Annotated in this window: 26 protein-coding genes and 1 riboswitch; of the genes, 13 read left to right on the top strand and 13 right to left on the bottom strand. The window is 70.0% G+C overall.

The window, feature by feature from the left end; translation table 11 throughout:
* Window positions 1–7 precede the first annotated feature (7 nt).
* The 8 genes from QLQ12_RS39950 to QLQ12_RS39915 all read right to left on the bottom strand — a co-directional run bounded on the left by QLQ12_RS39950 (window position 8) and on the right by QLQ12_RS39915 (window position 8,874).
* Window positions 8–1,558 (bottom strand): diguanylate cyclase domain-containing protein, encoded by a 1,551-nt coding sequence (locus tag QLQ12_RS39950; protein WP_282766202.1) that lies wholly within the window; start codon window positions 1,556–1,558, stop codon window positions 8–10.
* Window positions 1,559–1,676: 118 nt separating this feature from the next.
* On the bottom strand, window positions 1,677–2,105 hold the full coding sequence (locus QLQ12_RS39945) for a Na+/H+ antiporter NhaA (RefSeq protein ID WP_282766201.1): 429 nt from the start codon (window positions 2,103–2,105) through the stop codon (window positions 1,677–1,679).
* A 330-nt stretch (window positions 2,106–2,435) separates the two neighbouring features.
* Complete coding sequence (locus tag QLQ12_RS39940; protein WP_282766200.1) at window positions 2,436–2,729, bottom strand: YkvA family protein; 294 nt, start codon at window positions 2,727–2,729, stop codon at window positions 2,436–2,438.
* Window positions 2,730–2,995: 266 nt separating this feature from the next.
* Entirely contained in the window at window positions 2,996–3,979 is a 984-nt protein-coding gene (locus QLQ12_RS39935; protein ID WP_282766199.1) for a PLP-dependent cysteine synthase family protein, read from the bottom strand.
* Window positions 3,976–5,115, bottom strand: coding sequence for a histidinol-phosphate transaminase (hisC, locus tag QLQ12_RS39930; RefSeq protein WP_282766198.1), 1,140 nt, complete (start codon window positions 5,113–5,115; stop codon window positions 3,976–3,978). The genes QLQ12_RS39935 and hisC overlap by 4 nt, the downstream gene beginning before the upstream one ends.
* On the bottom strand, window positions 5,112–6,509 hold the full coding sequence (locus QLQ12_RS39925) for an MATE family efflux transporter (RefSeq protein WP_282766197.1): 1,398 nt from the start codon (window positions 6,507–6,509) through the stop codon (window positions 5,112–5,114). Before QLQ12_RS39925 ends, hisC begins: the two co-directional genes overlap by 4 nt.
* Window positions 6,506–7,486 carry an ornithine cyclodeaminase family protein gene (locus QLQ12_RS39920; protein WP_282766196.1) on the bottom strand — a complete coding sequence of 327 codons (981 nt, stop codon included), beginning with the start codon at window positions 7,484–7,486 and terminating at the stop codon, window positions 6,506–6,508. The genes QLQ12_RS39925 and QLQ12_RS39920 overlap by 4 nt, the downstream gene beginning before the upstream one ends.
* 29 nt (window positions 7,487–7,515) lie before the next feature.
* Window positions 7,516–8,874 carry an alanine racemase gene (locus QLQ12_RS39915; protein ID WP_282766195.1) on the bottom strand — a complete coding sequence of 453 codons (1,359 nt, stop codon included), beginning with the start codon at window positions 8,872–8,874 and terminating at the stop codon, window positions 7,516–7,518.
* Window positions 8,875–9,019: 145 nt separating this feature from the next.
* Between QLQ12_RS39915 and QLQ12_RS39910 the strand changes: the two genes are divergently transcribed.
* From QLQ12_RS39910 to QLQ12_RS39900, 3 genes are all read left to right on the top strand, one after another.
* Entirely contained in the window at window positions 9,020–10,036 is a 1,017-nt protein-coding gene (locus tag QLQ12_RS39910) for an ABC transporter substrate-binding protein (RefSeq protein WP_282766194.1), read from the top strand.
* Between the two features lie 73 nt (window positions 10,037–10,109).
* Window positions 10,110–11,114 (top strand): FecCD family ABC transporter permease, encoded by a 1,005-nt coding sequence (locus QLQ12_RS39905; protein WP_282766193.1) that lies wholly within the window; start codon window positions 10,110–10,112, stop codon window positions 11,112–11,114.
* A complete protein-coding gene (locus QLQ12_RS39900; RefSeq protein WP_282766192.1) occupies window positions 11,114–11,911 on the top strand; it encodes an ABC transporter ATP-binding protein in 798 nt (265 codons plus the stop codon). The genes QLQ12_RS39905 and QLQ12_RS39900 overlap by 1 nt, the downstream gene beginning before the upstream one ends.
* A gap of 96 nt (window positions 11,912–12,007) precedes the next feature.
* Here the strand turns inward: QLQ12_RS39900 and QLQ12_RS39895 are convergent, their stop codons facing one another.
* From QLQ12_RS39895 to QLQ12_RS39875, 5 genes are read right to left on the bottom strand one after another with little or no spacing between them, the layout of a single operon-like run.
* The gene (locus QLQ12_RS39895; RefSeq protein ID WP_282766191.1) at window positions 12,008–12,676 is read right to left on the bottom strand and encodes an ABC transporter ATP-binding protein; all 669 of its coding nucleotides are present in this window, start codon (window positions 12,674–12,676) and stop codon (window positions 12,008–12,010) included.
* Window positions 12,673–13,587: an ABC transporter ATP-binding protein gene (locus QLQ12_RS39890; RefSeq protein WP_282766190.1), complete on the bottom strand. Its 915-nt coding sequence runs from the start codon at window positions 13,585–13,587 to the stop codon at window positions 12,673–12,675. The genes QLQ12_RS39895 and QLQ12_RS39890 overlap by 4 nt, the downstream gene beginning before the upstream one ends.
* Window positions 13,584–14,456, bottom strand: coding sequence for an ABC transporter permease (locus QLQ12_RS39885; RefSeq protein ID WP_282766189.1), 873 nt, complete (start codon window positions 14,454–14,456; stop codon window positions 13,584–13,586). The genes QLQ12_RS39890 and QLQ12_RS39885 overlap by 4 nt, the downstream gene beginning before the upstream one ends.
* A complete protein-coding gene (locus tag QLQ12_RS39880) occupies window positions 14,449–15,414 on the bottom strand; it encodes an ABC transporter permease (protein ID WP_282766188.1) in 966 nt (321 codons plus the stop codon). Before QLQ12_RS39880 ends, QLQ12_RS39885 begins: the two co-directional genes overlap by 8 nt.
* Complete coding sequence (locus tag QLQ12_RS39875; protein WP_282766187.1) at window positions 15,411–16,970, bottom strand: ABC transporter substrate-binding protein; 1,560 nt, start codon at window positions 16,968–16,970, stop codon at window positions 15,411–15,413. The genes QLQ12_RS39880 and QLQ12_RS39875 overlap by 4 nt, the downstream gene beginning before the upstream one ends.
* A gap of 147 nt (window positions 16,971–17,117) precedes the next feature.
* A riboswitch (cobalamin riboswitch) is annotated at window positions 17,118–17,300 on the top strand.
* A gap of 42 nt (window positions 17,301–17,342) precedes the next feature.
* Here QLQ12_RS39875 and QLQ12_RS39870 point away from each other — a divergent pair.
* The 10 genes from QLQ12_RS39870 (at window position 17,343) to QLQ12_RS39825 (ending at window position 25,876) form a co-directional block, all read left to right on the top strand.
* A complete protein-coding gene (locus QLQ12_RS39870; RefSeq protein ID WP_282766186.1) occupies window positions 17,343–18,323 on the top strand; it encodes an ABC transporter substrate-binding protein in 981 nt (326 codons plus the stop codon).
* A 23-nt stretch (window positions 18,324–18,346) separates the two neighbouring features.
* On the top strand, window positions 18,347–19,381 hold the full coding sequence (locus QLQ12_RS39865) for a FecCD family ABC transporter permease (RefSeq protein ID WP_282766185.1): 1,035 nt from the start codon (window positions 18,347–18,349) through the stop codon (window positions 19,379–19,381).
* Window positions 19,381–20,139 (top strand): ABC transporter ATP-binding protein, encoded by a 759-nt coding sequence (locus QLQ12_RS39860; RefSeq protein ID WP_282766184.1) that lies wholly within the window; start codon window positions 19,381–19,383, stop codon window positions 20,137–20,139. The genes QLQ12_RS39865 and QLQ12_RS39860 overlap by 1 nt, the downstream gene beginning before the upstream one ends.
* A complete protein-coding gene (locus tag QLQ12_RS39855; RefSeq protein WP_282766183.1) occupies window positions 20,136–20,849 on the top strand; it encodes a (2Fe-2S) ferredoxin domain-containing protein in 714 nt (237 codons plus the stop codon). Before QLQ12_RS39860 ends, QLQ12_RS39855 begins: the two co-directional genes overlap by 4 nt.
* A 458-nt stretch (window positions 20,850–21,307) precedes the next feature.
* Window positions 21,308–21,901, top strand: coding sequence for a hypothetical protein (locus tag QLQ12_RS39850; protein ID WP_282766182.1), 594 nt, complete (start codon window positions 21,308–21,310; stop codon window positions 21,899–21,901).
* 23 nt (window positions 21,902–21,924) lie between these two features.
* On the top strand, window positions 21,925–22,587 hold the full coding sequence (locus QLQ12_RS39845) for a response regulator transcription factor (RefSeq protein ID WP_282766181.1): 663 nt from the start codon (window positions 21,925–21,927) through the stop codon (window positions 22,585–22,587).
* 20 nt (window positions 22,588–22,607) lie between these two features.
* A complete protein-coding gene (locus tag QLQ12_RS39840; protein ID WP_282766179.1) occupies window positions 22,608–23,528 on the top strand; it encodes a sensor histidine kinase in 921 nt (306 codons plus the stop codon).
* 456 nt (window positions 23,529–23,984) lie between these two features.
* On the top strand, window positions 23,985–24,530 hold the full coding sequence (locus QLQ12_RS39835) for a histidine phosphatase family protein (RefSeq protein ID WP_282766178.1): 546 nt from the start codon (window positions 23,985–23,987) through the stop codon (window positions 24,528–24,530).
* Between the two features lie 221 nt (window positions 24,531–24,751).
* Entirely contained in the window at window positions 24,752–25,504 is a 753-nt protein-coding gene (locus QLQ12_RS39830; protein WP_328518341.1) for an SDR family NAD(P)-dependent oxidoreductase, read from the top strand.
* Window positions 25,505–25,567: 63 nt separating this feature from the next.
* Window positions 25,568–25,876: a tyrosine-protein phosphatase gene (locus QLQ12_RS39825; RefSeq protein ID WP_282766175.1), complete on the top strand. Its 309-nt coding sequence runs from the start codon at window positions 25,568–25,570 to the stop codon at window positions 25,874–25,876.
* Window positions 25,877–26,394 lie beyond the last annotated feature (518 nt).

The raw sequence follows: 26,394 nt of genomic DNA, 5'->3' as shown, positions 1-26,394 counted from the left end.
ATCACACTCAGCCCGAACCCTCGGACACGGGACTGCGCAACCTGCCGTCGGCATCCACCTTCGCCGGCGCGGCGTCGGCTCTGCGCCGCGGCTCCGCGGTATACGTGGCGTGCCGATTCTTGCCGGCCGCCTTCGCCTCGTACATGGCCAGGTCGGCGTGCCTGATCAAGGACTCCGCGTCGTCTCCGTCGGTGTACGCCGCGATCCCGATGCTCATGCGCACCTGCAACGTGACGCCGTGGGTGTCGACCGGCGGCTGCATGGCGGCGATGATGCGGTCGGCGGCCTCGCGTGCCGTCTCCTGATCCGCCGACGGGAGAAGCACCGCGAACTCGTCCCCGCCCAGGCGTGCCACCAGCCAGGGGCGGGGTGCGGCGTCCCGCAGACGCCGGGCGACCTCGATGAGCAGCTCATCTCCCGCCGCATGACCGAGCGTGTCGTTGACCGGTTTGAAACCGTCCAGGTCCAGGAGCAGCACCGCGGTGTCGTGCCGCGCGCAGGCGACGGACACCTGTTCGTAGAAGAGCGCACGGTTGGCCAGGCCGGTCAGTGGATCATGGGTGGCCTGATGCTGCAGCATCCGACGGTGCTCACGCAGGGAGTCGATCAGGTCCGCGTTGGCGCGGAAGGCGAAAATCTGCCGGCCCACGACCACGGTGGTCACCAGGACGGACCCGATCACCAACGCGGTGTTCTGGCGCCCACTCACGGTGTGGCTCAACAGCAGGACGTCGATGGCCGCGACCGCGACGTACGGCATGACGCTGAAGGTACTGCGGCGATCCGCCGGGACGGCGACCGCGGCCGGCGGTTGCAGGGCCGCCCAGACCACGAGAACGCCTTCCACCGTGCTGATCAGCGGGCCGACACCCAGCCAACGGGCCTCGTTCTCCAGGATTCTGGTCACCGCTGAGCCCAGTGCCCCGATCAGGACGAGCAGGCCCAGGGCCTGCAGCGACCGGATGGAGACCGCATCGGTGCCGGAGAGCATGAGCTTGACGACGGCCAGGACGGCACCCAGGCAGATGACACACACCAGCAGAGGGCCGATCACCGTACGCAATTGCGGATCCGACCCGATCATGGGACGGACCTGGAACTCCCACAGCACGGTGGCCGCCACCACCATGATCGTGGCGGCGTCGAGGCCGAGGCGGACCGCCTGACCACGGGCATGGTCAGCGACGGGAAGGCGCAGCAACGCCCAGATCGTCAGCAGCAGGGCGACCGCGACGAAACTCGCGGCCACGACCAGGTTCGCCGTCGTGGCGCGCACCGCGCCCGAGTTGACCGCATTGATGAGGCAGGCACCCGGGGTCACCAGAGCCGTGCCTACGGCGATCTGCGCCCAGAACCGCCGGCCGGCAACGGTCACCGCACCGGGCCGGGCGATCCGCCAGGCCGCACATGCCCCGAGGACCAGGGCGAAACCACCCGGGACCCACGCGATGTTCGGCAGCCATCCGGGGGCCAGCGCCTGCACGACCAGCCAGAGCGCACTGGCGCCGCACGCCGCGAGCAGACCGGTCGAGATGAGGCGCCGGTCGTCTCGCGGCACAGAACGGTGTACCGCTCCGCCGTCTCGCACCCTCGCCACCCCCCTGATCTCAATCGCCTGACCTATCGGCGCCGCGCGAACCGGAATGAGAGTCAGGAGGGTGCCAAGCAAGGAAGCGTCACATGAGATGCGGCTGGTCAGCACGTCGACCGGTCGCCGGGACCGCGACACCGCCCAGGGCGGCCACGATCGGCAGCACCGCCCGCCGCGGATTACGCAGCTCGCCATTCACGAACTCCTGCCTGAGCCCATTACCCACCACGACGAAGAAGACCGCCAGCAACCCGTCAGCCGCCCACTGCCGCACCGAGAGATCCAGATGCAGACCGGCCGGGCCGAACCTCACCGCACGCAACGATTCATAGGCGCCGGCCCACGGCGAGTTCGCCCACCCCAACGCGACCATCGCGAGAACAACCAGCAACACGCCACGACCAGCCGCTCCCCCAGGCCACGACCGGCCCGGCGCGCGTCCGGCGGCGAAGTGTCGATGCTCATGACGCCACCACCGGCGAAACAGCGAACGGCCGCACAGCAAGCCGTGCACAGCACGATGTCATGAAAAACCTTCCAGCAAGCAGAACCAGCGGTCACCGGCCCGAACGACAGGGCACGGCAACGCCGGAAAGAGAAGAGGGCTCCGCCCCGAACAGGGTTCGGTCAGACGTGCTTACGCACGCGACCCCGCGCCGGCACCCACGCAGCGCCCACCGTCAGCAAAAGACAGCGACAAGAAAGGCCCGAACCGCGTCTCTGCAGCTCAGGTCCTAGGAATTCGTGCGCCCGAAGGGACTCCAACCCTGACTTCTGATCCGTAGCTTCGTTCGCCTTGAGAATGGACCGTTGATGAGGGTCTCCGGCCCCGTCATAGCCGCCGTCAAGGGCGGATACCGGCCGCACCGAGTACCGCGGCGAGTCCGGCCGGGCTGCCGGGCCGGTGCCGGTGCAGCGCTTGCGGCCCAGCGCGGCGGGCCACGGACCGCAGCGCCAGCGCCACGATGATCGCGTCATCGGCATAGCCGATGACGGGGATGAAGTCGGGAATCAGATCGATCGGTACGGCGAGGTAGGCCAGCAGCAGCCACAGCCGCACGCGCACGCCGCGAGGCAGACCGGCATCGCCGGCAAGCCGCTCGAGCAGGCGCAAGAGGTCCGGCAGCAGCCGCAGCATCCGGGATCGCGACCCGACGCACCATCTCCCTCGGCCCGTTGATGCGAGCTGAGCAAGACGGTGTGCCCATGTCGTGGGCAGCGACGACGGCGGTGCGGTATTCGCGTTCCATCAGCGGATCAAGACCGCTGGTCGGCTCGTCGGGCGGCGTTGACTGGGCCGCGGTCGAGTGATCCGGATTTCGTGACGCCTTGACGCATGAGTGCTGGCCCACTTCGCGGAAAGTGGGCCGGCATCCAGCGGAGACCGTCAGTACCAGCGCGGCGTTACCGCAGCATCGACGCCAGCCGGTCGGCGACCAGCGCGTCGAACAAGCCGGTGGCCATCATCCAGTCGTCGTTGTAGACGGTGTCGAGGTATTTCTCGCCGCCGTCGCAGACCAGCACGACGATGGTGGTCTGCGGTCCTGCGGTCTGTGCCTGTTCGAGGGCCTTGTAGATCACGCCGCCCGCGGAGCCGCCGACGAGGATTCCGTAACGGCGAGCCAGGAAGCGGCAGGTCTCGAAGGCCTCCGCGTCGGTGACCTGCACGCCGTCGTCGATCAGGTCGTAGTCGATGAGGTCGCCGATCTCCGCGCCTTCGGGGGTGCCGGTGCCGGACTGGTAGTACGGTGCGCCGGTCGCTCCGAAGACCACGGATCCCCGCGGCTCGACACCGACGATCCTCAGGTGCGGGATACGTTCCCGCAGGCTGCGGCCGGTGCCGCACAGTGAGCCGCCGGTGCCGACGGCGCCGTACAGATAGTCGATCCGGTCGCCGAGGGCGTCGGTGAGTTCTCGGGCGACGGGCTTGTAGCTGTTGGGGTTGCCCTGGTTGAGGTGCTGTGCCGTCCAATAGGCGCCGTGCTCGATCGCCAGCCGCTCGGCCAGGGCGTCGCGTTCGGCGGTGGCCAGGGCGTCGTCGTCCCCGCCGACGTTGACGAGTTCGGCGCCGTACGCCCGCATGGCTCGTTGTTTGTCGGCGCAGGAGTGGTTGTCGACGACCGCGCTGAACTTGTACCCGCGTTCGGCGGCGATGAGCGCCAGGCCGATCCCGGTGTTGCCGGAGGTGGATTCGACCAGCCAGCCGCCCGGTTTGAGCAGGCCCTGCTCCTCGGCCTCGTCGACCATGTTGCGAGCTATCCGGATCTTGGCGCTGCCGGTCGGGTTGTACTGCTCCATCTTGAGCAGCACGGTCGCCATACCGTGCCTCACCGCCAGCCGGAGCAGGGGCGTGTTGCCGATCAGGTCGGAGATCTTGTCCGTGATCACCGTTCTCGCCTTCTGCAGATCTCGAGCAGCCGATGCACGAAGAGGTCGTTCTCCTCGGGCGTCGACAGCGAGGCTCGAATGAATTTCTGATATCCGGGCTCGCGCCACGCTTTGACGATGATCCCGGAGCGGTGCAGTTGCCGGACGACGTCGTCGGCGTCGCCTCCGGTGTCGATGAACAGGAAGTTGGCCGCCGACGGTGCCACGCGCAGCCCAGCGCCGCGCAGCCGGGCGGCGAGTCTGGCGATCTCCACGCCGGTGCGGCGCACGGTCTCGGCCAGGTGTGCCCGGTCGCCGAGAGCGGCGACGGCGGCGTCCTGGGCCAGTTGGTTGACGTTGTACGGGGTACGGACCCGGTCGAGTGCCTGGACCAGGGTGGAGTGGGAGGCGATGCCGTACCCCACCCGGAAGCCGGCGAGGCCGTAGGCCTTGGAGAAGGTGCGCAACACGATCCACGGCCGGTTGTGGTCGCGCAGCACCTCCACTCCGTCGGGATAGGCGGGGTTCGGGCGGGCGAACTCGCAGTACGCCTCGTCGAGCACCAGCAGTGCCGACTGCGGGGTGGCGGCGACGATGTGGTCCAGTTCCGCTCCGGTGAGCATCACGCCGGTGGGGTTGCAGGGGTTGGCGAGGAAGACGAGTTTCGGGGCGGCTGCCAGCGCGTGCCGCCACGCGGTGGCGTCGAAGCCGAACTCGCCGGTGACCGGGACCTTCTCGACCCGGGCGCCCATCATGCGCGGGAAGATCTCGTGCAGGCTGAAGCCGGGCGCTTGGGTGACGACCAGGTCCCCGGGGTCGAGCACCGCCTGGCAGAGCATTTCCAGGATGTTCTCCGAGCCGTTGCCGATCACGATGCGCCCGGCCGGCACCGCGAGGGTGCGTCCGATGGCCTCGGCCAGGCGTTTGGCGGTGGGATCGGGATACCGGGTGGTGGCGGCGAGGCGCCGGTGCACGGCGGCGGCTACCGCGGGTGAGGCCCCGAAGGGGTTCTCGTTGTTGGAGAGCTTGATGACCCGGGTCGCGCCGCTGGCGCGCGCCACCTCGTCCGGGTCCGCGCCGGGATCGTAGGCGGGCAGGCCCGCCACCTCCCGGCGCACCAGGGACTCGGTCGCGGATGGTTCACGGACGTGGGTCATGACGGACTCGGTTCCGCGGCGAGGTGACCCGTCGTCTGCCGAAGACGGTCGACACGCCTGAGGAAGGCGAACAGCAGGATGCCGGCGGTCGCCGCGAGCCCGATGGCCTGCCCGATCCAGACGCCCCGCACGCCCCAGCCTGCGCTCACCCCGAGCAGGTAGCCCGCCGGCAGCCCGATGAGCCAGTACCCGACCAGAGAGATCCGGAACGGTCCGGCGGTGTCGCCGACGCCGCGCAGGATGCCGTTGCCGATGTTCTGGCCGGCGTCGAAGATCTGCATGACGGCGGCGATCAGCAGCCCGGACGCGGTCAGCGCGATGACCTCGGCGTTCGCGGCGTACTCGGCCGAGATGAACAGCGACACGATCGCCTCCGGGATCAGCAGGTACGGGATCGCCACGACCAGCGTCGCGATCACACCCCAGGCCAGGCCCAGCAGTCCCAGCCGGCGGGCGCGGGCGTAGTCGGCATTGCCACCTGCCTCACTGATGTGGACCGAGGCGGCGTGCGAGAACCCGGCGGAGATCATGAAGACGATGTAGACGAGCTGGTTGAGTACGGTCTGCGCGGCGAGAGCCTCAACGCCGAGGGTGCCGATCAGCAGGGTGAGCACGCTGAAGAACCCGGCTTCGGAGGCGTAGGTGCCCGCGATCGGCAGCCCCAGACGCCACACGGAAGTGACCGCTTCACCGGGCCAGACCCACCGGCCGGATCCTTGCAGGTACGGACGGAGCGCGCTGTCGCGCCGGACGACCACGGTGAACGCCAGGAAGGACAGCAGGAACACCGTGACGGTGGCGATCGCGACGCCGGTGAAGCCGAACGCGGGCAGGCCGAACTTGCCGTAGATCAGCACGTAGTTCAGGCCGATGGTGAGACCGACGGACACGATCGTGATGGCCAGCAGCGGACCGGGCCGCTTCAGCCCGGTGGTGAAGTGCCGCAGGTTCTGGAACCACAGGCACGGCAGCATGCCGGGAGCCAGGATCATCAGGAAGTCGCCGGCCTTCGCCACCACCGCCGGGTCCTGACCCAGCCGGACGAGCAGCGGCCCGATCGACAGCAGCGCCACACAGAACACCACACCGCTGACCGTGGCCCCCAGGAAGCCGGCGAACAGCAGGTCACGGATCCGCTGCTGGTCGCCGCGGGCGTTAGCTTCGGCGACCAGGTTGCTGACGCCGGTGACGAGCCCGGTTCCGGTGGTGCGCAGTTGGTTGAACAGCGTGATGGCCAGGCCCGCGGCGGCGATCTCGAGCGCGCCCAGGCGGCCGAGCATCACGATGTCCACGGTGGTCAGCGCGACGTACGCGAAGTTGGTGAGGATGAGCGGGAACGCGAGGGTGAGCAGTGCCCGGGAGTTCGTGGTCCACCAACGGGTTTTCCCGGTCACCAGAACGTGACCCTCTGCCCGCGACCGCCGGCGAGTGCGCGATCGGCGATGTAGCGGCCGAGCGCGGCGTCGGTGACCGCCATGCCGCTGTTGTAGGCGAACACCACGTCGCGCGGATCCCGGCGGGCGGCGGCCCGTCCGAGCAGGATGTCCGGCAGTTCGGCGTCGACTTGCGGCAGGCTGCCGTCGGCGGCACGCAGGTCGTCGCCGGTGGCGTGCATCTGTGCGATGTCGGTCGCGATCCGGTAGTCCGCGCCGTGGTACACGTCGGCGTGCACGCCGTAGCCGAGCAGGACGGCGACCGACCCCGGTTTCATCGACTCGCGCCGGACCTCCTCGCGGACGGAGAGGCCGGCGGCGCCGATGACGATGTCGGCCTCACCGGCCGCCTTCTGCAGGTCGTCGGCGATCTCCACGTCGCGACCGCCGGCGCTGTCACGGACCGCGCGCAGCCCGTCGGGGTAGGTGCCGAACACCTGCAGTCGGTCGAGGTCCGGCAGTGCCGCGAGCAGCATCGGCAGCGCCATCTGTCCCTGCACGCCGGTACCCACGACAAGGGCGCTGCGGGCGCCGGGGCAGGCGGTGCGGGCGAACAGCGCGGTGGTGGCCGACGAGCGCAGCGGGCCGAGTGTGACCACGTCCATCAGCGCGATCGGCGCGCCGGTGGCGTCGTCGCAGAGGAAGACGAACGAGTGGAACCGGTAGCTGTCGCGGGTGCGCCGCGGGTCGAACTCGTAGACGGCTTTGAAGCAGACCGTGTCGCTGCTGGCGTCGCGGGCCACCATCGAGTAGCTCAGGGACCGGTGGCCGGGCGCTTCGATGATCGTCTTGACCGGGTTGTCGGACCCGGTCTCACGCAGCGCCCGGTAGGCGCGTTCGACGACCATGATCACCTGCCGATGGTCGAGGTCGAGGCCTTCCTGCTGGGATTGGGGTAGTAGCCACAGCTGTCCGGGAGGGGCGTAGCTGGGTGGCACGATCGGCATCTCCTTGTTCGAGGTCGGCGTCAGATCCGGTCCAGCCGCCAGCGCGGGGGTTTCCCCTCGCCGGCGGAGCGCAGGACGACCTTCAGCGGTAACCGGGCGTCGTGGAAGGGCGATTCGTTGGAGTCCATCTGGTAGCCGGCGGTGTTGAGGTAGACGAGATGGTCACCGCGCCGCACCGTCCGGGGGAACGCGATCTTTCGCCAGGTCAGCAGGTCGCTCTCCAGGCAGGTGGAACCGGCGACACAAGCGGGGAACACCTCGCCGGCAGCGGGGTGGGGTGCCAGCAGTACCGGGTCCGGCAGGTAGTCGCTGTCGAACCACTGTTCGGACAGGCTGAAACTGCTCCCCGCCACGGTGACGATGGCGTAGCCGTCGGTGTCACGCCGGTCGTCGACCTGCTGGACGCGGAACAGGGTGAATCCGGCCTGGTCCAGCAGGGCGCGGCCGGGTTCGACGATGAACCGGATGCCGTCGCGGTCCGCCCTGTCCGCCAGGCTCTCCCGGTCGTTCACCGGATGTCTCATGATCTCGCGTACGGCCTGGCCGGCGGGCTGCCCGCCGTACGGGTAGAAGTCCTTGAACTCTTTGTTCGCGTGGTAGTGACGGGGCTCGTTCTGCTGGAGGAACTCGTCCCACCGTTGTGGATCGACATAGCGCACCGGCAGCCCACCGCCGATGTCGACGATCCCGGCGGCCGGTGAGCCACGCCGCCGCGCGTCGACGCAGTGGCCGATCATCTCGTTCGCCGCCAGCGCGCGCTCGGCGGTGGAGTAGCCGGCGAGGTGGAACGAGAATCCACGCAGAGTGACGAACTCGGCGAGCTCGGCGCACAGGTCCGTGGCGGCGTGGCGTTCCCGCGCGGCCATACCGAACCGGCTTGTGGGCTGACTGTTCACTCGCGTTCGCAGCAGGACCCGGACCGTGGTGCGCGCCTGTCTCGCGGTCGCGGCCAGCCGGCGCAGTTCGCTGAGGGAGTCGACGGCGACCAGACAGCCGTGCTGGACGGCGAGAGCGTGCAGCGTGTCGTCCTTCTCCGGCCCGGAGACGCCGATGCGGTGCCCGGGAACGCCGCCGGACAGAGTGTTGACCAGTTCCGGAGTGCTGGCGACGTCGACGCCGATCCCGAGCGCGGCGGCCGACCGTACGTAACAGTCCGCCTTGTTCGCCTTCTTGGCGAACAGGATGTCGGCGTCGGCGCCGGACTCGGCGAACGCCTCTCGGAGCACGGCGACGTTCTCCTCGAAGACCTCCGGGAGCACGACGTGCAGCGGCGACCCCAGTCCGTCCACCAGGCTCTCCAGCAGGACTTGCTCGGAGTCCAGGAGCGCCGAGACAGCGGGGTGCCGGCGAGCCGTGAGGGTGAAGGGCAGTTCATTCATCGACACCTCCGGATACTGACGGCTGGCCCCACATTCCTACATGAAGTTGGGAATCGTTTTCAAGAGGGGTCACACGAAGCGGGCCATCCATGGCCGCGAGCCTTCAGTTCGATCGAGGCCGGCTGATAGCATCCGCCAGATGAAAATGAAAACGGTTACATCCTGGCTGGCCGCCTCGACGCTGATCGTGCTGACGGGCTGCGCGAACGACGGGTCCGCCGAGGCCGGCAAGACGCAGACGAAGACCGGTGAGGTCACGACGACCTACCCGCTCACCATGAAGAACTGCGGCACGGACGTGACCGTCAAGGCGGCGCCCCAGCGGGCCGTCACACTGAACCAGTCAGCGGCGGAGATCCTCATCAGGCTGGGCCTGGGTGACCGGATCGTCGGCTCGGGATACGAGATCGACAAGGCACCGGACGACATCGCCGCCCAGTACAAGAAGATTCCGATCCTGTCCGCGCCCGGCGCGGAGATCAAGCACGAGGCGCTGCTGCAGGCACAGCCCGACTTCGTGTACAGCTCGTTCGCGAGCATGTTCACGCCCGACCAGTCCGGGGAGCGCGCCGAACTGCACAAGCTCGACGTGCCCACCTACCTCACGGAATTCGACTGCGCCACGCACCAGACCGTGGCCGGCGCGGACTTCAAGCTGCTGTTCGAGGAGTACCGCGACCTGGCCACGATCTTCGACGTGCCGTCCGCCGGCGAGAAACTGGTCACCGAGCAACAGGCGGTGATCGACAAAGCTTTGGCGGCCAAGAAGATCGACGGCACTCCGAAGGTGATGTGGTTCTACTCCACCTACGCGGGAACCCCGTGGGCCGCCGGACCCGGCGGGCTGCCGCAGCACATCTGCGGGCTCGTGGGCGTGAAGAACATCTTCGACGACGCCGAGACCAAGTGGGCCGAGGTGAGCTGGGACGAGGTCGCGGCCCGCAACCCCGACGCCATCATCCTGGCCGACCTGACCCGCGGGGAACCCAACGACACCGCACAGGAAAAGATCGACCTGCTCAAGAAGGACCCGCTCACCAGCAAACTCGACGCCGTGGCGAACAACCGGTTCATCACCATCCCCGGCCGCTACATGGACCCCAGCCACGGCAGCGTGCACGCGGTTCCCGCACTCGTCGACGGCCTGGCCGCGATTCAGTGACCAGCCGCGCATGATGACTATGCCGGTGACGGCTGATCAGGCTCCGCCACGCTCCGGGCGCGCATCGCGCGTCGTGCTGCTGATTCTGGCCGCCGCCGGGCTGCTCGCGTCGGTCGTCGGGGCATCGCTGTTCGGCACCGCGAACCTCGGGCCGCTCGTGGTGGTTCCCCGGGCCGGCGGGCTCGTGGGGCGGGGGGGTTCCCCCCCCGCCGCGCCACTGCCGAGACTGCTGGACGCCCTGATCTGGGAGTCCCGCATCCCGCGGGTGCTGCTCGCCGCCGCCGTCGGCATCGCGCTGGCGGTCTCCGGCACGGTCCTGCAATCGGTCACCAGAAACGCGCTGGCCGACCCCTATCTGCTGGGAGTCTCCTCCGGCGCTTCCACGGGCGCGGTCGCCGTCCTCATGCTGGGCATCGGCGCCGGCGGCCTCTCCCTCTCGGCTGGAGCGTTCATCGGCGCCCTGGTCTCCTTCGGGGTGCTGCTGATCCTGCTCGGCGGGGGCCGCGTCGCCAACCCCGCCCGCGTCGTACTCACCGGCGTACTCGTGTCGCAGTTCTTCGCCGCCGTCACCTCGGTCGTCCTCATGGTCAGCGGCGACGCGAACTCCACCCGCGGCTTCACCTACTGGCTCCTCGGTTCCCTCGCCGGAGCCCGCTGGCAATCGGTGATCATCACCGGTGTGATCGTTCTGATCGGCGTCGTCGTGGTCCAATTCTTCGCTCCGGCGCTCGACGCCTTCACCTTCGGCTGGGACTCCGCCGCCGCGCTGGGTATCAACGTCACCGCCGCCCGGATCTGGCTGATGATCCTGACAGCCGTCATGACGGCCGCCGCCGTGGCAGCCTCCGGCGCGATCGGCTTCCTCGGACTACTCGTTCCGCACGCCGTCCGCATCATGGCCAGCCCCATGCACCGCGGCCTGCTGCCCCTGTCCGCACTCGTCGGCGCCACCTTCCTCATCTGGGTCGACACGTTCGCGCGCACCGCCTTCTCACCCCATGAGCTCCCGGCAGGCGTCATCACCGCACTGCTCGGCGCACCCGCCTTCGCGCTGGTGCTACGGCGGGTGGCGTCCTGATGGGCCGGATCACCGCCACCGGCCTGTCGTGGTCGGTCAAGGGTCACCGCCTGCTCCACGACATCCACCTCGACGCCCGCGACGGGCAGATCGTCGGGCTCCTCGGCCCCAACGGCTCCGGCAAGACCACCCTGCTGCGCCTGCTCGCCGGACTGCGTCGCCCCGACACCGGCACCGTCCGATACGACGGCACCAACCTGCGTGACCTCAACCGTCGCTCGCTCGCCCGCAGACTCGCCGTCGTCGAGCAGGACATCTCCACGCATGACCACGTCAGCGTCCGCCAGGTCGTCGAACTCGGCCGCACGCCCTTCCGCGGCCGATTCGACGCACTGACCACCCACGATCAGCAGATCATCGACGCGGCGCTGGAGCGGACCAACATCACGGACAAACAGCACCGGAGCTGGCACACCCTCTCCGGCGGCGAGAGACAGCGCACCCAGCTCGCCCGAGCCCTCGCACAACAACCCCGGGAGATCCTGCTCGACGAGCCCACCAACCACCTCGACATCCGTCACCAGCTCGAACTCCTGGAACTGCTGACCACTCTCGAGATCACCTGCGTCATCGCCCTGCACGACCTCAATCTCGCCGCCCGCTACTGCGACCACATCGTCATGCTCGACCACGGACGGGTCGTCGCCGCCGGCACCCCGGACATCGTGCTCACCGCCGAGCTGATCGCGTCGGTCTACGGCGTCGACGTGCTCGTCGACCGCGAACCCACCACCGGAGTCCTTCGTGTCACCTATCTGGCTCCGACGGGCATCGGCCAGCCGGTGAACCAGACCTGATCGAGCCGGCTCGAACGCTCAGGACCGCATCAACGCGTACGGGACCGGCCGTGCCCCAGCTACATGAAGGATTTCCCGACGGATGGGCAGAAGCCCTCAACGGACTGATGCCGGTGGGGTGGGGAGATCCTCTGTCCGGTCGGCCCGCCGGGCCAGCAGTGCCGGGTCGTGGCTGACCAGTAGGACGCCCATACCGGTGCGCTGCTGCTGTTCGGTGATCACCGTGGCGACGAGCGCTTGGGTGGAGGCGTCGAGCATGGTGGTGGCCTCGTCGCACAGCAGGTAGCGGGGTTCGTGCGCCAGTGACCGGGCCAGGCACGCGCGCTGCAGCTGGCCGTCGCTGACCGCGTGCGGGCGCCGGGTCAGCAGGTCGGCGGTGAGCCCGGCCCGGTCGGCGAGCTCGGCCACCCGGCCGGCGACGTGCTCGCGGGGACGCCGGAGCGCGCGCAGCGGTTCAGCGATCAGGTCGGCCAGGCTCAGCCGTGGGTCGGCGGCGGCGCGGGGGCTCTGGAACAACACCGCGATTCTGGTACGGACGTCGGCGGGCACCCGGTGCCGCGCGCCGTCGATGCGGTCGCCGTCGAGGCTGACGTGCCCGGCGTCCGGGGTGTGCAGCAGCGCGAGGACACGCACGAGGGTGGACTTGCCGCTGCCGGACGGACCGCGCAGCCCCACCGTCTCCCCCGCTCCGATGGACAGTGACACGTCGTCGAGAACGCTGTGTCCGCGGTAGCCGGCCCGGATCCCGGTGGCGGTGAGACTCACGCGACGGCCTCCGAGACGAGTGGATGGTGGCAGGCGACCGGCCCGCCGGGCCGGCTGGCGCACGCCGTGTCGGCCCGCGGGCAGCGGGCGGCGAAGGCGCAGCCCGGCGGCAGCGCGGTGAGCATCGGCGGGTGCCCGGGGATGGGGGTGAAGGCGCGGTCCGGCAGGGCGTCGAGCAGCGCTGCCGTGTACGGATGGGCCGGTGCCGCGAAAACGTCGGGGGCGGGCCGGTGTTCGACGATCCGGCTGGCGTACATGACCGCGACGGTGTCGGCGACGCGTTCGGCCGCGGCGAGGTCGTGGGTGATCAGCAGGACCGCACCGCCGTTGTCGCACCGGCGGCGCAGCAGGTCGAGGGTGTGGTCGACGAGCGGCCGGTCCAGGCCGGTGGTGGGTTCGTCGGCGATCAGCAGCGGCGGGTCGCTGGCCAGGGCGAGAGCGGTGACCAGCCGCTGGGCCATGCCGCCGGACAGCTCGAACGGATACCGGTCCAGCGCGTGGGCGTCGAGGCCGGCGTCGGCGGCGACGGTGTCCGCCAGGCCGGGATCGCGGCGGTGGGCACGCAGGGTTTCGGCGAGCAGGCTGCGGCCGGTGCGCACCGGGGTGAGCGCGGTGGCCGGGCTCTGCGGGACCAGGCCGAGTCGCCGGCCGCGGATCTCACGGGCGAGGCGTTTCTCGCCGCAGCGGAGCACGTCGACCTCGCCCATCAGGGCTCGGCCGGTGACCTCGGCGTTGCGGGGCAGCAGCCCGAACAGCGCGTGGGCCAGCACCGATTTGCCGCACCCGGATTCGCCGACGACGGCGAGCAGTTCGCCCGGCCGTACGCTCAGGGTCAGGTCTGTCACGGCCTGGACCACCGCGTCGCGCAACCGGAAGCGCACGCTGAGCCCGTCGATCTGTAGCAGGGTCACAGGTTCAGCTCCGCTCGCACTCGGGGATCGAGCCGGTCGCGCCAGCGGGCGGCGAGCGCGGCGATGGCCAGGGTGACCATGACGATGACGGCGCCGGGGACGATGCTGGCCCACCAGGCGCCGGTCAGCAGCGACCGCTGCCCGTCGTTGATCATGTTGCCGAGCGACGCCAGGTGTGGCGGCAGGCCGAGGCCGAGGAACGACAGTGACGTCTCGTGCCAGACGGCGTGCGGGATCATCAGCGTGGTGGCCAGGGCGATCTTCGGCAGGATGTGCGGGAGCAGGTGCCGGCGCAGGATCCGGGCCCGGCTCGCGCCGCCGGCGATCGCGGCGTCGATGAACGGCCGGGTCCGCAGCGACAGCAGCTCGGATCGGACGATGCGGGCGGTCGACAGCCAGTGGGTCAGCGCGATGGACAGGATCACCGCGCCGAGGCTGGGCCGCAGCATCGCCACGATGAAGATGCCCAGCAGCAGGTGCGGCAGCGCCGAGATGGTGTCGACGACGCGCATCAGCAGCCGGTCGGGCCAGCCGCCGAGCAGCCCGGCGATCCCGCCGACCAGGCCGCCGATCACGGTCGCGACGACGGCGGCGACCAGACCGACCAGCAGCGAGACCCGCAGGCCGTAGAGGCTGCGGTGCAGCCCGTCACGGCCGAGGTCGTCGGTGCCGCCGGGATGGGCGAGCGACGGCGGCTGGGCGATGTTGTCCAGGGCGATGGCGCTCTGGTCGAGCGGCCACAGCAGCGGCGCGGCCAGACCAGCGAGCACGGCGCCGGCGAGCACGAGTGCCGCGAGTGTCGTGCCGACGTGGCCGGACCGTAGCCGCAACGTCCGGCGGCGCGGGCGGGCAAGGGCGAGGTCAGCCATCGATGCGCACCCTCGGGTCGGCGGCGGTGTAGGCCAGGTCGGTGGCGAGGTTCGCCGTCAGCACCATCGCGGTGGTGATCAGGGTGATCGCGGCGAGCAACGGGAAATCGCTGCCCAGTGCCGCCTGCACACTGACCGCGCCCAGCCCGGGCAGCGAGAACACGGTCTCGACCAGCACCGACCCGCCGACCAGCTCGGGCAGGTGGGTGCCGACCAGGGTGAGGAACGGCAGCAGCGCGGTGCGCAGCGCGTGCCCGAACAGCACGGTGCGCCCGGCGAGCCCCCGGGCCCGGGCGGCGAGGACGTGGTCGTCGCGCAGGCTCTCGGCGACCGAGTCCCGCACGAACAGCAGGAACCACGGTGTCTGCGAGACGGCGAGAACGGTCACCGGCAGCACCAGATGATGCGCGACGTCACCGACACCGGTGCCGGTGGCCCGCACGTCGGTCAGGCCGCCGGCCGGGAACCAGCCCAGTGCCAGGGAGAACACCGCGATCGCGGCCAGAGCCAGCCAGAACACCGGCATCGACTCGACCGCGTACGCTCCGGCGCGCAGCCCCCGGTCGAGCAGGCCCCCACGCCGGTACGCGGCGATCGTGCCCAGCAGCAGGCTGCCGGCCAGCACCACGGCGAGGGTGATACCGATCAGCAGCAGCGTCCATCCGGCGCGGGCGCCGATCACCGCGGCGACGTCCTCGTGCCGGGTGGTGGACCAGCCCAGGTCGCCTTGCAGCAGGTTGCCCAGCCAGCGCAGGTACCGCACGGGCAGCGGGTCGTCGACGCCCCAGTTGGCGCGCAGCTCGGCCATGTTCTCCGGGCTGGTGGTGAAGGCGGCCGCGCCCGCGTACTGCATGGCCGGGTCCATCGGGGAGGACGCGCCGAGCAGGAACATGCCCACGCTGGTCGCGAACAGCACCGGGACGGCGACGGCGAGCCGCCGCCGAATCAGCTTGATCATGTACGGGTCCAGGTGTTGATGTTCCACCAGAGGCTGTTGGCCACGTCGTGCTCATGCGGCTCGACACGCGGCGTGACCCCGGCGACGTCGTCACCGACCACGTAGGTGTGCTGCAGGTAGGTGAGGAACACCCACGGCACGTCGGCGGCGAGCTGCTTCTGGAACGTCGCGTACGCGGCCTTGCGGTCCTCGATCGCGGCCTGGTCCCGGCCGTCCTGCAGCGCCTTGTCGGTCACGGCCGACGTGTAGGAGCCCGGGTTGAAGAAGCCCTGCTCGGCGAAGTGCGAGCGGAACAGCTTGAAGGAGACGAAATCCGGGTCGTACGGCGTCCCGAACCCCATGATCAGCGCGTCGGACGTCATCCGGGGGGTGATCGCGTCCCAGGTCAGGCCTTCCGGTCTCACGTCGATACCGATCTTCTTGGCGTCCGCGGTCACCGCCAGGGCCAGTTCCTTACGCAGGCTGTCGGTCGCCGGGTACATCAGCGTGAACGCGGCCCGCTGCCCGCCCTTGGCCCGGATCCCGTCCGCACCGGCCACCCAGCCCGCCTCGTCCAGGATCGTCGCGGCCGGGGTGGCGGCCGGATCCTGGGTCACCGCGTATTCCGACGTCGGGGGAATCGGCCCGTACGCCGGCTCCCCCGCACCCGCCAGCACGCCGGCGACCATCGCCGCGCGGTCCACACCCGCGTTCAGAGCCCGGCGGACCGCGAGATCGCCGGTGACCGGGTTCTTCATCGGCAGCATCACACCGCGGTAGTCGGCGGTCGGCACCTTGACCGTCTTGGCGAAGCCGGCGGCCTGCTTCGGCGCGAGCTCGACCGCGTCGAACTCTCCGGCCCGGGCCCGCTGCGCCCGCACGTTGTCATCCGGCACGAACGCGACGACCACGCCCCGGTTGGCCGGCTTGCCACCCCAGTAGGCGTCGTTCGCGGCCAGTTGCAGGCGATCACCAGGCGTCCAGGACGTCACCCGGTACGGGCCGGTGCCGATCGGCCGCTGGTTGAACGCGGCCTTGTTGATGTCCTGGCCGGTCAGCGCCTTCGCCGGCACGATGCCGAGGGTGAGCCGCTGCAGGAACGGCGCGTACGGGTACTTGAGCGTGAAGACCACGGTGGACGCGTCCGGCGCCTCGACCTTCGTGAGCATGTCCAGGTCGGAGCGCAGCGTGGAGTCGACCGTCGGATCCAGCACCGACTCGTAGGTGAAGACGACGTCCCGCGCGGTCAGCGCGGTCCCGTCGTGGAAGCTCACCCCACTGCGCAGCGTGGCGGTCACGGTGGTGCCGTCCACCCGGGGAAGCTCCGCGGCGAGAGCCGGGACGAGGGCGTTGTTTCCGTCCCGGGCGACCAGGCCGTCGAAGATCAGCGAGGCGCCGTCGGACCCGTACCCGAGGACCGGGTTCAGCGTGTCCGGCTCACCGGAGGTAGCGACCACGAAGGTATCGCCGGCCGCACCCGATTCGGCAGTGGACGCCGCGGAACAACCGGCGAACAGCAGCGTGGCAACAGCGAGGACGCCGGCCAGGAGGGGAACACGAGAGCGAGGTCGCGACATAGTCGCCATGATTACCTAATTGCCAATGACTGGCAATAACTTGGTTGATCTTGTAGTCCGCGACACCCTCATGTGCCGGCCGATGCCCACACAGGGCGTGGCGATGACGATCACCGGAGCCGGGAGGAGCCGCCGGATCGGCTGTGGTTAGGGTGTGGGCGCCGTGGTGTTCGGGAAGCCGGTGTGATGCCGGCGCGGCCCTCGCCACTGTGATCGGGATTGCCGTCGGCCCTCGTCGTTCGCGAGGTCACTGGGTTCATCGCCTGGGAAGGCCGGCCGCCGGCAGCTGTACCCGTCAGCCAGGAGACCGGCCACGGCACCGAAAGACCCGTCCACGAGGTGTTGGAAGGCGGTCCCGCTGTGCGGTTCCCCATGTCCTGGCGCGTTGCCGTGCCGTTGTCCCTGGTCACCGTCCTGCTCGCCGGCTGCTCCACCGCCGGCGACCCAGCGGCCGCACCGTCGGCGTCGGCCGGCCCGGCCGCGGTCACCAACTGCGGAACCCCGGTCACGGTCAGCCGGCCACCGGCGCGGGTGGTGACGATGAACCAGCCGGCCACCGAGATCATGCTGGCGCTGGGTCTGCAGGACCGGATGGTCGGCACCGCCTACCTCGACGACGAGATCCTTCCGGACTACGCGGCCGCGTACGCGAAGATCCCCGTCCTGGCCAAGGAGTACCCGGGCAAGGAGAAACTTCTCGAAGCGGAGCCGGACTTCGTCTACGCCGCGTTCAGCAGCGCGTTCAGCGACGAGGGCGTCGGTGACCGCGCCGAGTGGCAGAGACTCGGCGTCGGCACCTACATCTCCCCGGCGGGCTGTCCGAAACAGACCCGCCCGGCGAAGCTCGCGATCTCGGATGTGTTCGCGGAGATCCGTGAGATCGCCGCGATCTTCGGGGTGAGCGACCGGGCCGAGGCGTTGATCGCCGGACAGCAGGCCCGCATCGACAAGGCGGCCGGCAGCACCAAAGGCGCACGGGTCGTCTGGTGGGACGGCGGCAGCGACGCGCCGAGCGTCGGCGCCTGCTGCGGTGCACCCGACATGGTCATGACCGCGGCCGGCGTGACCAATGTGTTCGCCGACGCGACCGGCAGCTGGGCCGACACCGGTTGGGAGACCGTCATCGAACGCGATCCGGACGTCATCGTGCTGGTCGACGCGTCCTGGGATCCCGCTGACAAGAAGAAGGCGTTGCTGGCCGGGCACAGCACCCTCAAGGACCTTCCGGCGGTCAGACAGCAGCGGTACGTGGTCATCCCGTTCTCCTCCACCGTTGCCGGGGTCCGCAATGTCCGCGGCATCGAAGCCCTGGCGCAGGGCGTCGCCGCCCTCCCGGCCAAGGCCGGAAGCTGACCACCGTCACGGACCGGCCGACGGTGCGCCCCGCGCGGGTGCGCACCGCCGGCACGGCCGCTATCACGCTGACTCTCGTGGCCGGGCTGCTGGTCTCAGTGGGCGCTGCGGTCACGGTCGGCCCGGCGGACCTGTCCATCGGTACGGTCTGGGCCGTCATCGGCGAGCACCTCGGTCTCGCCCAGGCTGATGTGTCGGTGCTGCGCGACCACATCGTGTGGGACCTGCGGCTGCCCCGGGTGCTCGCCGCCGCGGCCGTCGGCGCCGGGCTCGCCGCGGCCGGCGCCGTCATGCAGACCGTCACCCGCAATCCGCTGGCTGACCCGTACCTGCTCGGCGTCTCCTCCGGGGCGGCGCTCGGCGCGGTGCTGGTGATCGTCGCCGGGATCGGCGGTGGCATGGTCGCGGTCAGCGGCGGCGCGTTCGCCGGCGCCCTGGCCACCTTCGCGGTCGTGGTCCTGATCGCCGGGCGCCGAGGTGCGCTCTCCCCGGCCCGGGTGGTGCTGACCGGCGTGGCCATCGCGCAGCTTTGCGCGGCCTGCACCTCGTTCGTGATCATCTGGGTGGGCGACCCGAACGCCACCCAGAGCATCACCTTCTGGCTGTCCGGCTCCCTCGCCGGAGCCACCTGGGCGAAGCTCGCCTGGGCGATCCCGGCACTGGCAGCCGTGCTGCTGCTCGTCCTGACGCAGGCCCGCACCCTCAACGCGTTCGCCTTCGGTGAGGAAGCCGCGGCGACACTCGGCGTCGACGTGACCCGCACCCGGTGGCTGCTGCTGATCGCGACCGCGCTGCTGACCGCCGTACTGGTGGCGATCAGCGGCGCGATCGGCTTCGTCGGGCTGATCCTTCCGCACGCCGCGCGGTTCCTCGCCGGCCCGGACCACCGCCGCCTGCTGCCGGTCGTCGTCCCGGCCGGCGCCATCTTCCTGATTTGGGTGGACACCGCCGCACGGACGGTGTTCGAGCCGAGGGAGCTGCCGGTCGGTGTGCTCACCGCACTGCTCGGCGTCCCGGCCTTCCTGATGCTGCTGCGCCGCCGGGAGGTTCGCGGCTGATGCTCGAGATCACCGACGTGTCCTGGGCTGTCCCGGCCGCCCGCATCCTCGACCACATCACCTGCACCGTGCCGGCGGGCAGCCTGGTCGGGCTGCTCGGCCCGAACGGCTCCGGCAAGACCACCCTGATACGGGCGGTCGCCGGCCTGGTCCGCCCCGACACCGGAGCCATGACGATCGCCGGGGACCACATCGCCGGGCTGCGTCGCCTCGCACTCGCCCGCCGCATCGCGCTGCTCGCCCAGCACGCCGACACCGACCTGGACCTGACCGTACGCGACGTGGTGCTGCTCGGCCGGATCCCGCACCGCCGGTCCCGCTGGTCCGACACCGCCGACGACCACACCGCAGTAGCGGAAGCGTTGACCCGGGTGGACCTGGCCGGGTTCGCCGACCGCACATGGCTCACCCTGTCCGGCGGGGAACGCCAGCGCGCCCAGCTCGCCCGAGCCTTCGCGCAGGAACCGGAACTACTGCTGCTCGACGAGCCGACCAACCACCTCGACATCGGCCATCAACTGCAACTGCTCTCCCTGGTACGCCGGGCGAAGGTCACCACCCTCGCGGCACTGCACGACCTCAACCTGGCCGCCATGTTCTGCGACACGGTGGTGGTGCTGCACCACGGCCGGGTCGTCGCCACCGGCCCGCCCACCGAGGTGCTCACCTCCGGCCTGCTCGCCGGCGTGTACGGCGTCGACGCCGAGGTGCGGGTACACGACGGCCGCACCGTGATCTGCTACCGGCCGCCGTCATGACCCGCCACGTGCTGCTGGTCGCCCGGTCGGTGACCCATCACGGCGGCCACGACGCGGTCCACCGGCTGGCCGCCACCGTCGGGGCCGCGAGGGGCGTACCCGTGCGCGCGTGTTTCCTGGACGGCGCCGAGCCGTCGCTGCACGCCGCACTGGACACCGCGGTCGCCGAAGCCGCGGGCGACGTGCTGCTGGTGCCCGCTCACCTGCCGCCGGACCGCTATCTCGACACCTGGATCCGCCGGGCCATCGCACACTGGCGGCAAACCCGCGGCGACGACCTGCCGATCGCCGTCACCGCGCCGCTGGCAGGCCAGCCTGCCCTGGCCGACGCTGTCGCCCAGGCGATCGCCGGCGCGCACGCGCCGCTGACCGGCAACCCCGGACCGTTCCGCAGCCCATCCTGGTCGCAGATCACCCGGCACCGCAGGCACGTGCTGGTCTGCCGCGGGCCGCGCTGCACCGCCTACGGCGCGGGCGACGTCGCCGCCGCGCTCGGCGACCGCCTCGCCGAGCACCGGCTCGGCGACGACGACGTGCTGGTCACCGCCACCGGCTGCCTGTTCCCCTGCAACCTCGGCCCGCTGGTCGTCGTGCACCCCGATGACACCTGGTACACCGGCGTCGACCCCCACACGGCCGTCCGGATCGCCGACGAACACCTGCGCGACGGCCGGCCCGTGGACGACCGGCCGAGCCGACCGGCCGGCTGAACCCGTCTCACCACAGCAACCGGGCGCGCTCCCAGCCGGGTATGGCGGATGGCCTGCATCAAGGTGCGGCGTAGTCCGATCGCGTCCGCGGCGTGGAAGATGCCGTACGGGTGGATGACGAGCGTGCCGTCGGCCGTGGTGGCCGTCATCGCGTTACCTTCCGTCACCCGGTGTGTCTCCGAGACGTACGTCATTGCCGCGGATAGGTGTGTCATGGTCCGGCGAGCCCGGTCGGTCGCCGTGCCGGTCAACCGCTGGCTCGTCGCTTGCGGGTCAGGTGACCGACCGCGCGTCATCGCGGGGCGGATGAACGCGACGCTCGCGTGAGAAACGGTCGCCCGGTCGGGTCTGTCGTCCGCCGACGACCGATCCCACCGCTGGAGATCATCGAATCCTCATGGTCGGTCCGAGATGCTGCTCATGCGGGTCGTGGGGCCCGCCGGACCGAGGAGACGGCATTGACTGAGCAATTCGTGGACATCACCGACGACGAGGTACGCCCCGCCGGGCGTCGGTGGCTGGCAGGAACCCCGGGCTGGGCGCTCCTTCTGCTCACGGCGGTGACCATCGGGCTCACGCTGATCGCATGGGCGGTCCCCGGCGGCTGGTGGCGGGCACAGCTGGCCGCCGGGGCGGCGTGGGGAGTCCTCGGGCTGCTCTGGGCGGTTCGGCTGGGATTCGGGCTGGTGCTCGCTCGTGCGGAGGTACGGCGGCGGTGGCCGCGATGGGCGGTCGTGCCGTTGGCCGTGGCGGTGACCGCGGCGCTTCTGGCCACCAGGACACCGATACGGATCGGGGTGGTGCTGGCCGGTGACGACATGCGGACGTTCGCGCAGCGACCGGGATCGCCGCAGCCACAGCGGGTGGGCCCTTACCGGGTCGCCGCCGCCGAGCACCTGCCCGGCGGCGGGGCGCGGTTCCTGCTCCGTGATTCCGGCTTCCTGGATCCGTCGGGCTTCGCTTTCAGCCCGGTCGGCCCCCCGCCGATGCTGGGAGAGGACATGTACACCCCGCTCGGTGGCGGTTGGTACGTCTGGACCCAAAGTTGGTGATCGCTGACCGTAGGGTAGGACCGGTGCGGGTGTTACTGCTGGAGGACGACCGGGAGCTGGCCGGGGCGGTCGCGGGGGCGCTGCGCCGCTCGGGGCTCGCCGTCGACGTCGCGGTGACACTGGCGGCGGCCGACGAGGCTTTCGACCTGACCGCGTACGACGCCGCGATTCTGGACCGGACCCTGCCCGACGGTGATGCGCTGGACCTGGTCCACCGACGCCGCGGGCAGGGCTGGCAGGTGCCGGTGCTGTTCCTGACCGCCCGCGACACGGTCGCCGACCGGGTCGCCGGATTCGAGGTCGGCGGCGACGACTACTTGGTCAAGCCGTTCGCGGTGCCGGAGCTGGTGGCCCGGGTGCGTGGTCTGTGCCGCCGTTCGGGCACGACTCGCCCTGCCGTGATCGAGGTGGCGGACCTGCGGATCGACTCCGCTCGCCACGAGGTCCTGCGGGCCGGGGTACGGCTGACGCTCACGCCGAAGGAATTCGGCGTGCTGGAGTTGCTCGCCGCCCGGCAGGCGACGGTGGTGACCCGCACCGACCTCGTCGAGCACTGCTGGGACGAGATGGCCGACCCGATGTCCAACGTGGTCGACGTGGTCGTCGCCCAGCTGCGCCGCAAGCTCGGGCCGCCGGCACTGCTGCACACGGTGCGCGGGGTCGGGTACCGGCTGGACGCCGGATGATGGGCCCGGCGCCGGTACCGGTGATTCGATCGCTGCGCCGCCTGCGCCGGTTGTTGACCGCCTGGTTCACCGCCGTGATGCTCACCGCGCTGGCTGTGCTGCTTGTCGTCGTGGCCGGCGGCGCGGCGCCCGAGTACGGACCCGGCAGCGGGCTCACCGGCTTCGTCGCCGTGCTGGGTGGCCTCGTCGTCGCCATGCTCGGGGTCGCCGCCTGGTCCCTGCTGGGCCATCTTCTCGCACCGGTGACCCGGTCCCTGCAGGCACAGGAGTCGTTCCTGGGGGCAGCCGCTCATGACCTGCGTACCCCGCTCGCGACCCTGGCCGTGCTGCTCGACACTGTCCGGCACGGCGGCGCTGAGCGCGAGGAGGCGCTGGACCGCGCGGTCCGGCTCGCCGCCCGCAGCGGCGGTATCGTCGACGATCTGCTGCTGCGGGCCCGGCTGGCCGCCGGCACCCGGGCCTTGGAACCGCAAGCGGCGCGCCTGGACCAGCTCGTCGAGGGCGTCCTGGCCGACCTGGCCGACACCGACCCGACCGTGACCGAGGATCCGGACGGCTCGACGACCGTGACCGTCGACGTCGGCCGTCACCGCGTCACGCTGATCGCGGCGCCGACCATCGCCCACCTTGACGCGCCGCTCGCCGAACGCGCCGTCACCAACCTGGTGCGCAACGCGCTACGTCACGGGCACCTCCCGGACGTGCCGGCCGCCGTCCAGGTGACCGTCGCCTCCGCCGATGACGTCGCGACCGTCACCGTCGCTGACGACGGCCCCGGGCTACGACCGCCGGAACTACGTGCGGGACTGGGCCTGTCCCTGGTCCGCTGGGTCGCCCGCGTCCACGGTGGAGCCCTGCTGTTGGGCACCGGCCCCGCGCCCGGCACCCGGATCCGACTGGCATTCCCGTTGGGCGGGGCGAGGCCCGCTCATCGGCTATGAGCGGATGCCGGGCACGGTGCCCCACGATCACCTACGTGGCTAAGTCATTTCCTGCGTTTCTCGGACTCCCCGTGGCGACGCTGACGTGCAAGCATTGTCATATGGATAAACAGGCCGCTGACCTCGACAGCCCTCAGAGTCGCTCCGCCCGCTTCGGCAGGCTGCCAGCGCGCGTCCGCCCGGATGCCACCGTGGAGATGGTCGAGACCTCACCACCTCAGAGCAGGCCGCAGGCAGCGGGCACTGAAGAACAACGTCAGGTGTTGCTCGCCGGCGGCTGATGGCACCAACACGCGCTCATCGGCTAGTTCAGCACGTCTGACAGTCCAGAGACCTATCACGGAGCGTCACGGCCCGGCGAGTCGTCCGCGCACGCTCGGCGGCAGAAGAGGTCATCGGACATGAAGCTGACCTTGCCGGACATCGACGATGACGAGAGCTGGCTATTCTGTGTCGATGTCGACCGTGATCGTTTTTGAGACCCACTCGTGGAGCGAGGACAACGACCGCGGTATCGCGACTGGTTGGTTGCACGGCCGGTTGTCAGCACGAGGCCGGATCCTGGCGGCCGAGCTTGGCCAACGACGGCGCGACGATGGCATTTCAGCTGTTTTCGCATCAGACCTGGGCCGTGCGGCCGAGACCGCAGCGATTGCCTTCGAGGGCAGCGCCGTTCCCATCCTCCATGACTGGAGGCTTCGCGAGTGCGACTACGGATCCAGCAACGGCATGCCGGCGGCTCAGCTGCACGAGCATCGCGAACGTTACCTCGATCAGCCGTATCCAAGCGGTGAAAGTTGGCGGCAGGCGGTTGGGCGTGTGGGCCGGTTCCTGACCGATGTGCCGACACGATGGGACGGCCAGCGAATCCTGGTAATCGGGCATGTCGCTACCCGCTGGGCACTGGACCATCTGGTCGAGGATGTTCCGCTGGAGAAGCTCATGGCAATGGACTTCGGATGGCGCGAGGGCTGGGAGTACCAGCTTCCCTCTTCTGGATGACTTCCCCGCCACGACAACGGATGTTTTTGGGTGGCGTTCCACCAGTCATGAACGAACTCTCATCGGCTAGTTCCGGTAGCACGGCGGCGCCTACGCAGCGTGGCCGAACTCCGGGGGCTGGCGCGCACGATCGGCGGCAGATCCGTGTGGCTGCCGAGCGCTTGCATCCATCGACATGGGAGCATCCGCCTATGAACAGCTGGGCTCGGCCACTCGACGGCATGAACGCGCTGGTTGTCGGAGGCGGTGGCGAAGGAATCGGGCGGGCGATCTCGCGTGCGTTCGCCTCGGCTGGTGCGGCTGTCGCCATCGCCGACATTGATCCCGACCGCGCACGAGATGCCGTCAAGGAGCTGACCGGATCAGGCACCCGCGCTTTTGACCTCGCCGGGGATGTACGGTCCCGATCGGCCATGAACGACTTCGTCGCCGCCACCGTCGCTGAATTCGGCCGGCTCGACACCCTCGTGACCGTCGTGGGCGGCCAGCTTGCGTTTGTGCCGGCGGTACGGCTTCACGAGATGAGCGACGACGACTGGGATCTCGCGTACGAGATGAACCTCGGTTATGTGGCGCGCGCGGCCCGCGCGGCAATCCGTGCCTTCCTGGTCCAGGGCCAGGGTGGGTCCATCGTGAGTGTCGGTTCAGTAACCGGGGTCATGGCCGCGCCGAAGCAGGCCGGCTACGGCGCGGCCAAAGCCGGCCTCGTGAGTCTCGCCAAGACCGTCGCCGCCGAGTACGCCGGCGACGGGATCCGCATGAACATCGTGGCTTGCGGCGCCATCGCAACGGCGGTAGCAAACTCCGCGCAACCCGCCGGCGACGTGCCCGAGATTCCGATGCGCCGGCTCGGCGTACCTGACGATGCCGCCGCGGCTGCCGTCTATCTGGCCTCACCCCTGTCCTCCTACGTGACCGGACAGAGCGTCGTCGTCGACGGGGGCGTCACCGCGCGAGGCCCGTTCTCTGCGTGATGTTCCGGACCGGTCCCCGAGAGTCACGGCTCGGCGAGTATGCGGATCGTGGCTTGACCATCCGTGTTCTGGGCCGACAACACGCGACTCGCCCGCGATCGCATCGCGACCGTCTTGGAAGCAATCACCTCGGCTGACGGGGCGGTGCTGGTGCCCTGCGCCGGAGGCCGGGACCGGACAGGGATGATCTCCGCGATGTTGTTGCACATCGCCGGCGCGACGGATGAGGCCATCATCGAGGACTACACGGCTGGGTGGCGCGGCGCAGGAGCGTATGCGGGCCACGGCTGGGTCTACGACCCGGACCAGGAAGCTGGCAGCAGCATCGGCACGGGCCGACGAACCTGGAGGAGGAGTTGGAGCATCAGATAGTCGACAGGATGCCCGCCCTGCGGGAGTGGATCGCGACGTTCGACAGCGCCTGTCTCTTGCAGCCCGACGACCTATATGCCCTCAAATCGCGCTGCTCTGGGCCGGAACGTGAACACGCACACCAGGTACCTCGAGCAGGATCGGACGCCGGACGATCGCGAAACACTCCGCAGCCTATTCAGGCTGCAAAGGCAGCGTTGAGGTTAGGCGTGTGACCCCTGCTCAGGCAGGTTGCACGCGCTCAGCGGCAGAAGAGGACGGCTGACCTAGCCAGGAAGCAGTGACCGGATCAAAAATCTCGGCGACATAGCCGATCAGCACGGCGTCGGTGACCGCGCTATTCGGTGGAGGACATTCCTCGAGGCGTGCATACTTCGCGGAATGGTTACCTCGGATGTGGCCTTGGCCTTGCAGTGGCTGGCTGAGGCGGCGATTACACCGCTCGGTCCCGGTCGGTGGCTGGATAGTGAGCCGCCTGTGGTGGAGATGACGAACGACGAGGTGGCTTTCTCCTGCTC

It is taken from the genome of Actinoplanes sandaracinus (assembly GCF_030009775.1).
Classification (GTDB): domain Bacteria; phylum Actinomycetota; class Actinomycetes; order Mycobacteriales; family Micromonosporaceae; genus Actinoplanes; species Actinoplanes sandaracinus.
Note: the sequence above shows the minus strand (reverse complement) of the source record. Positions and strands in the feature narration are given on the sequence as shown.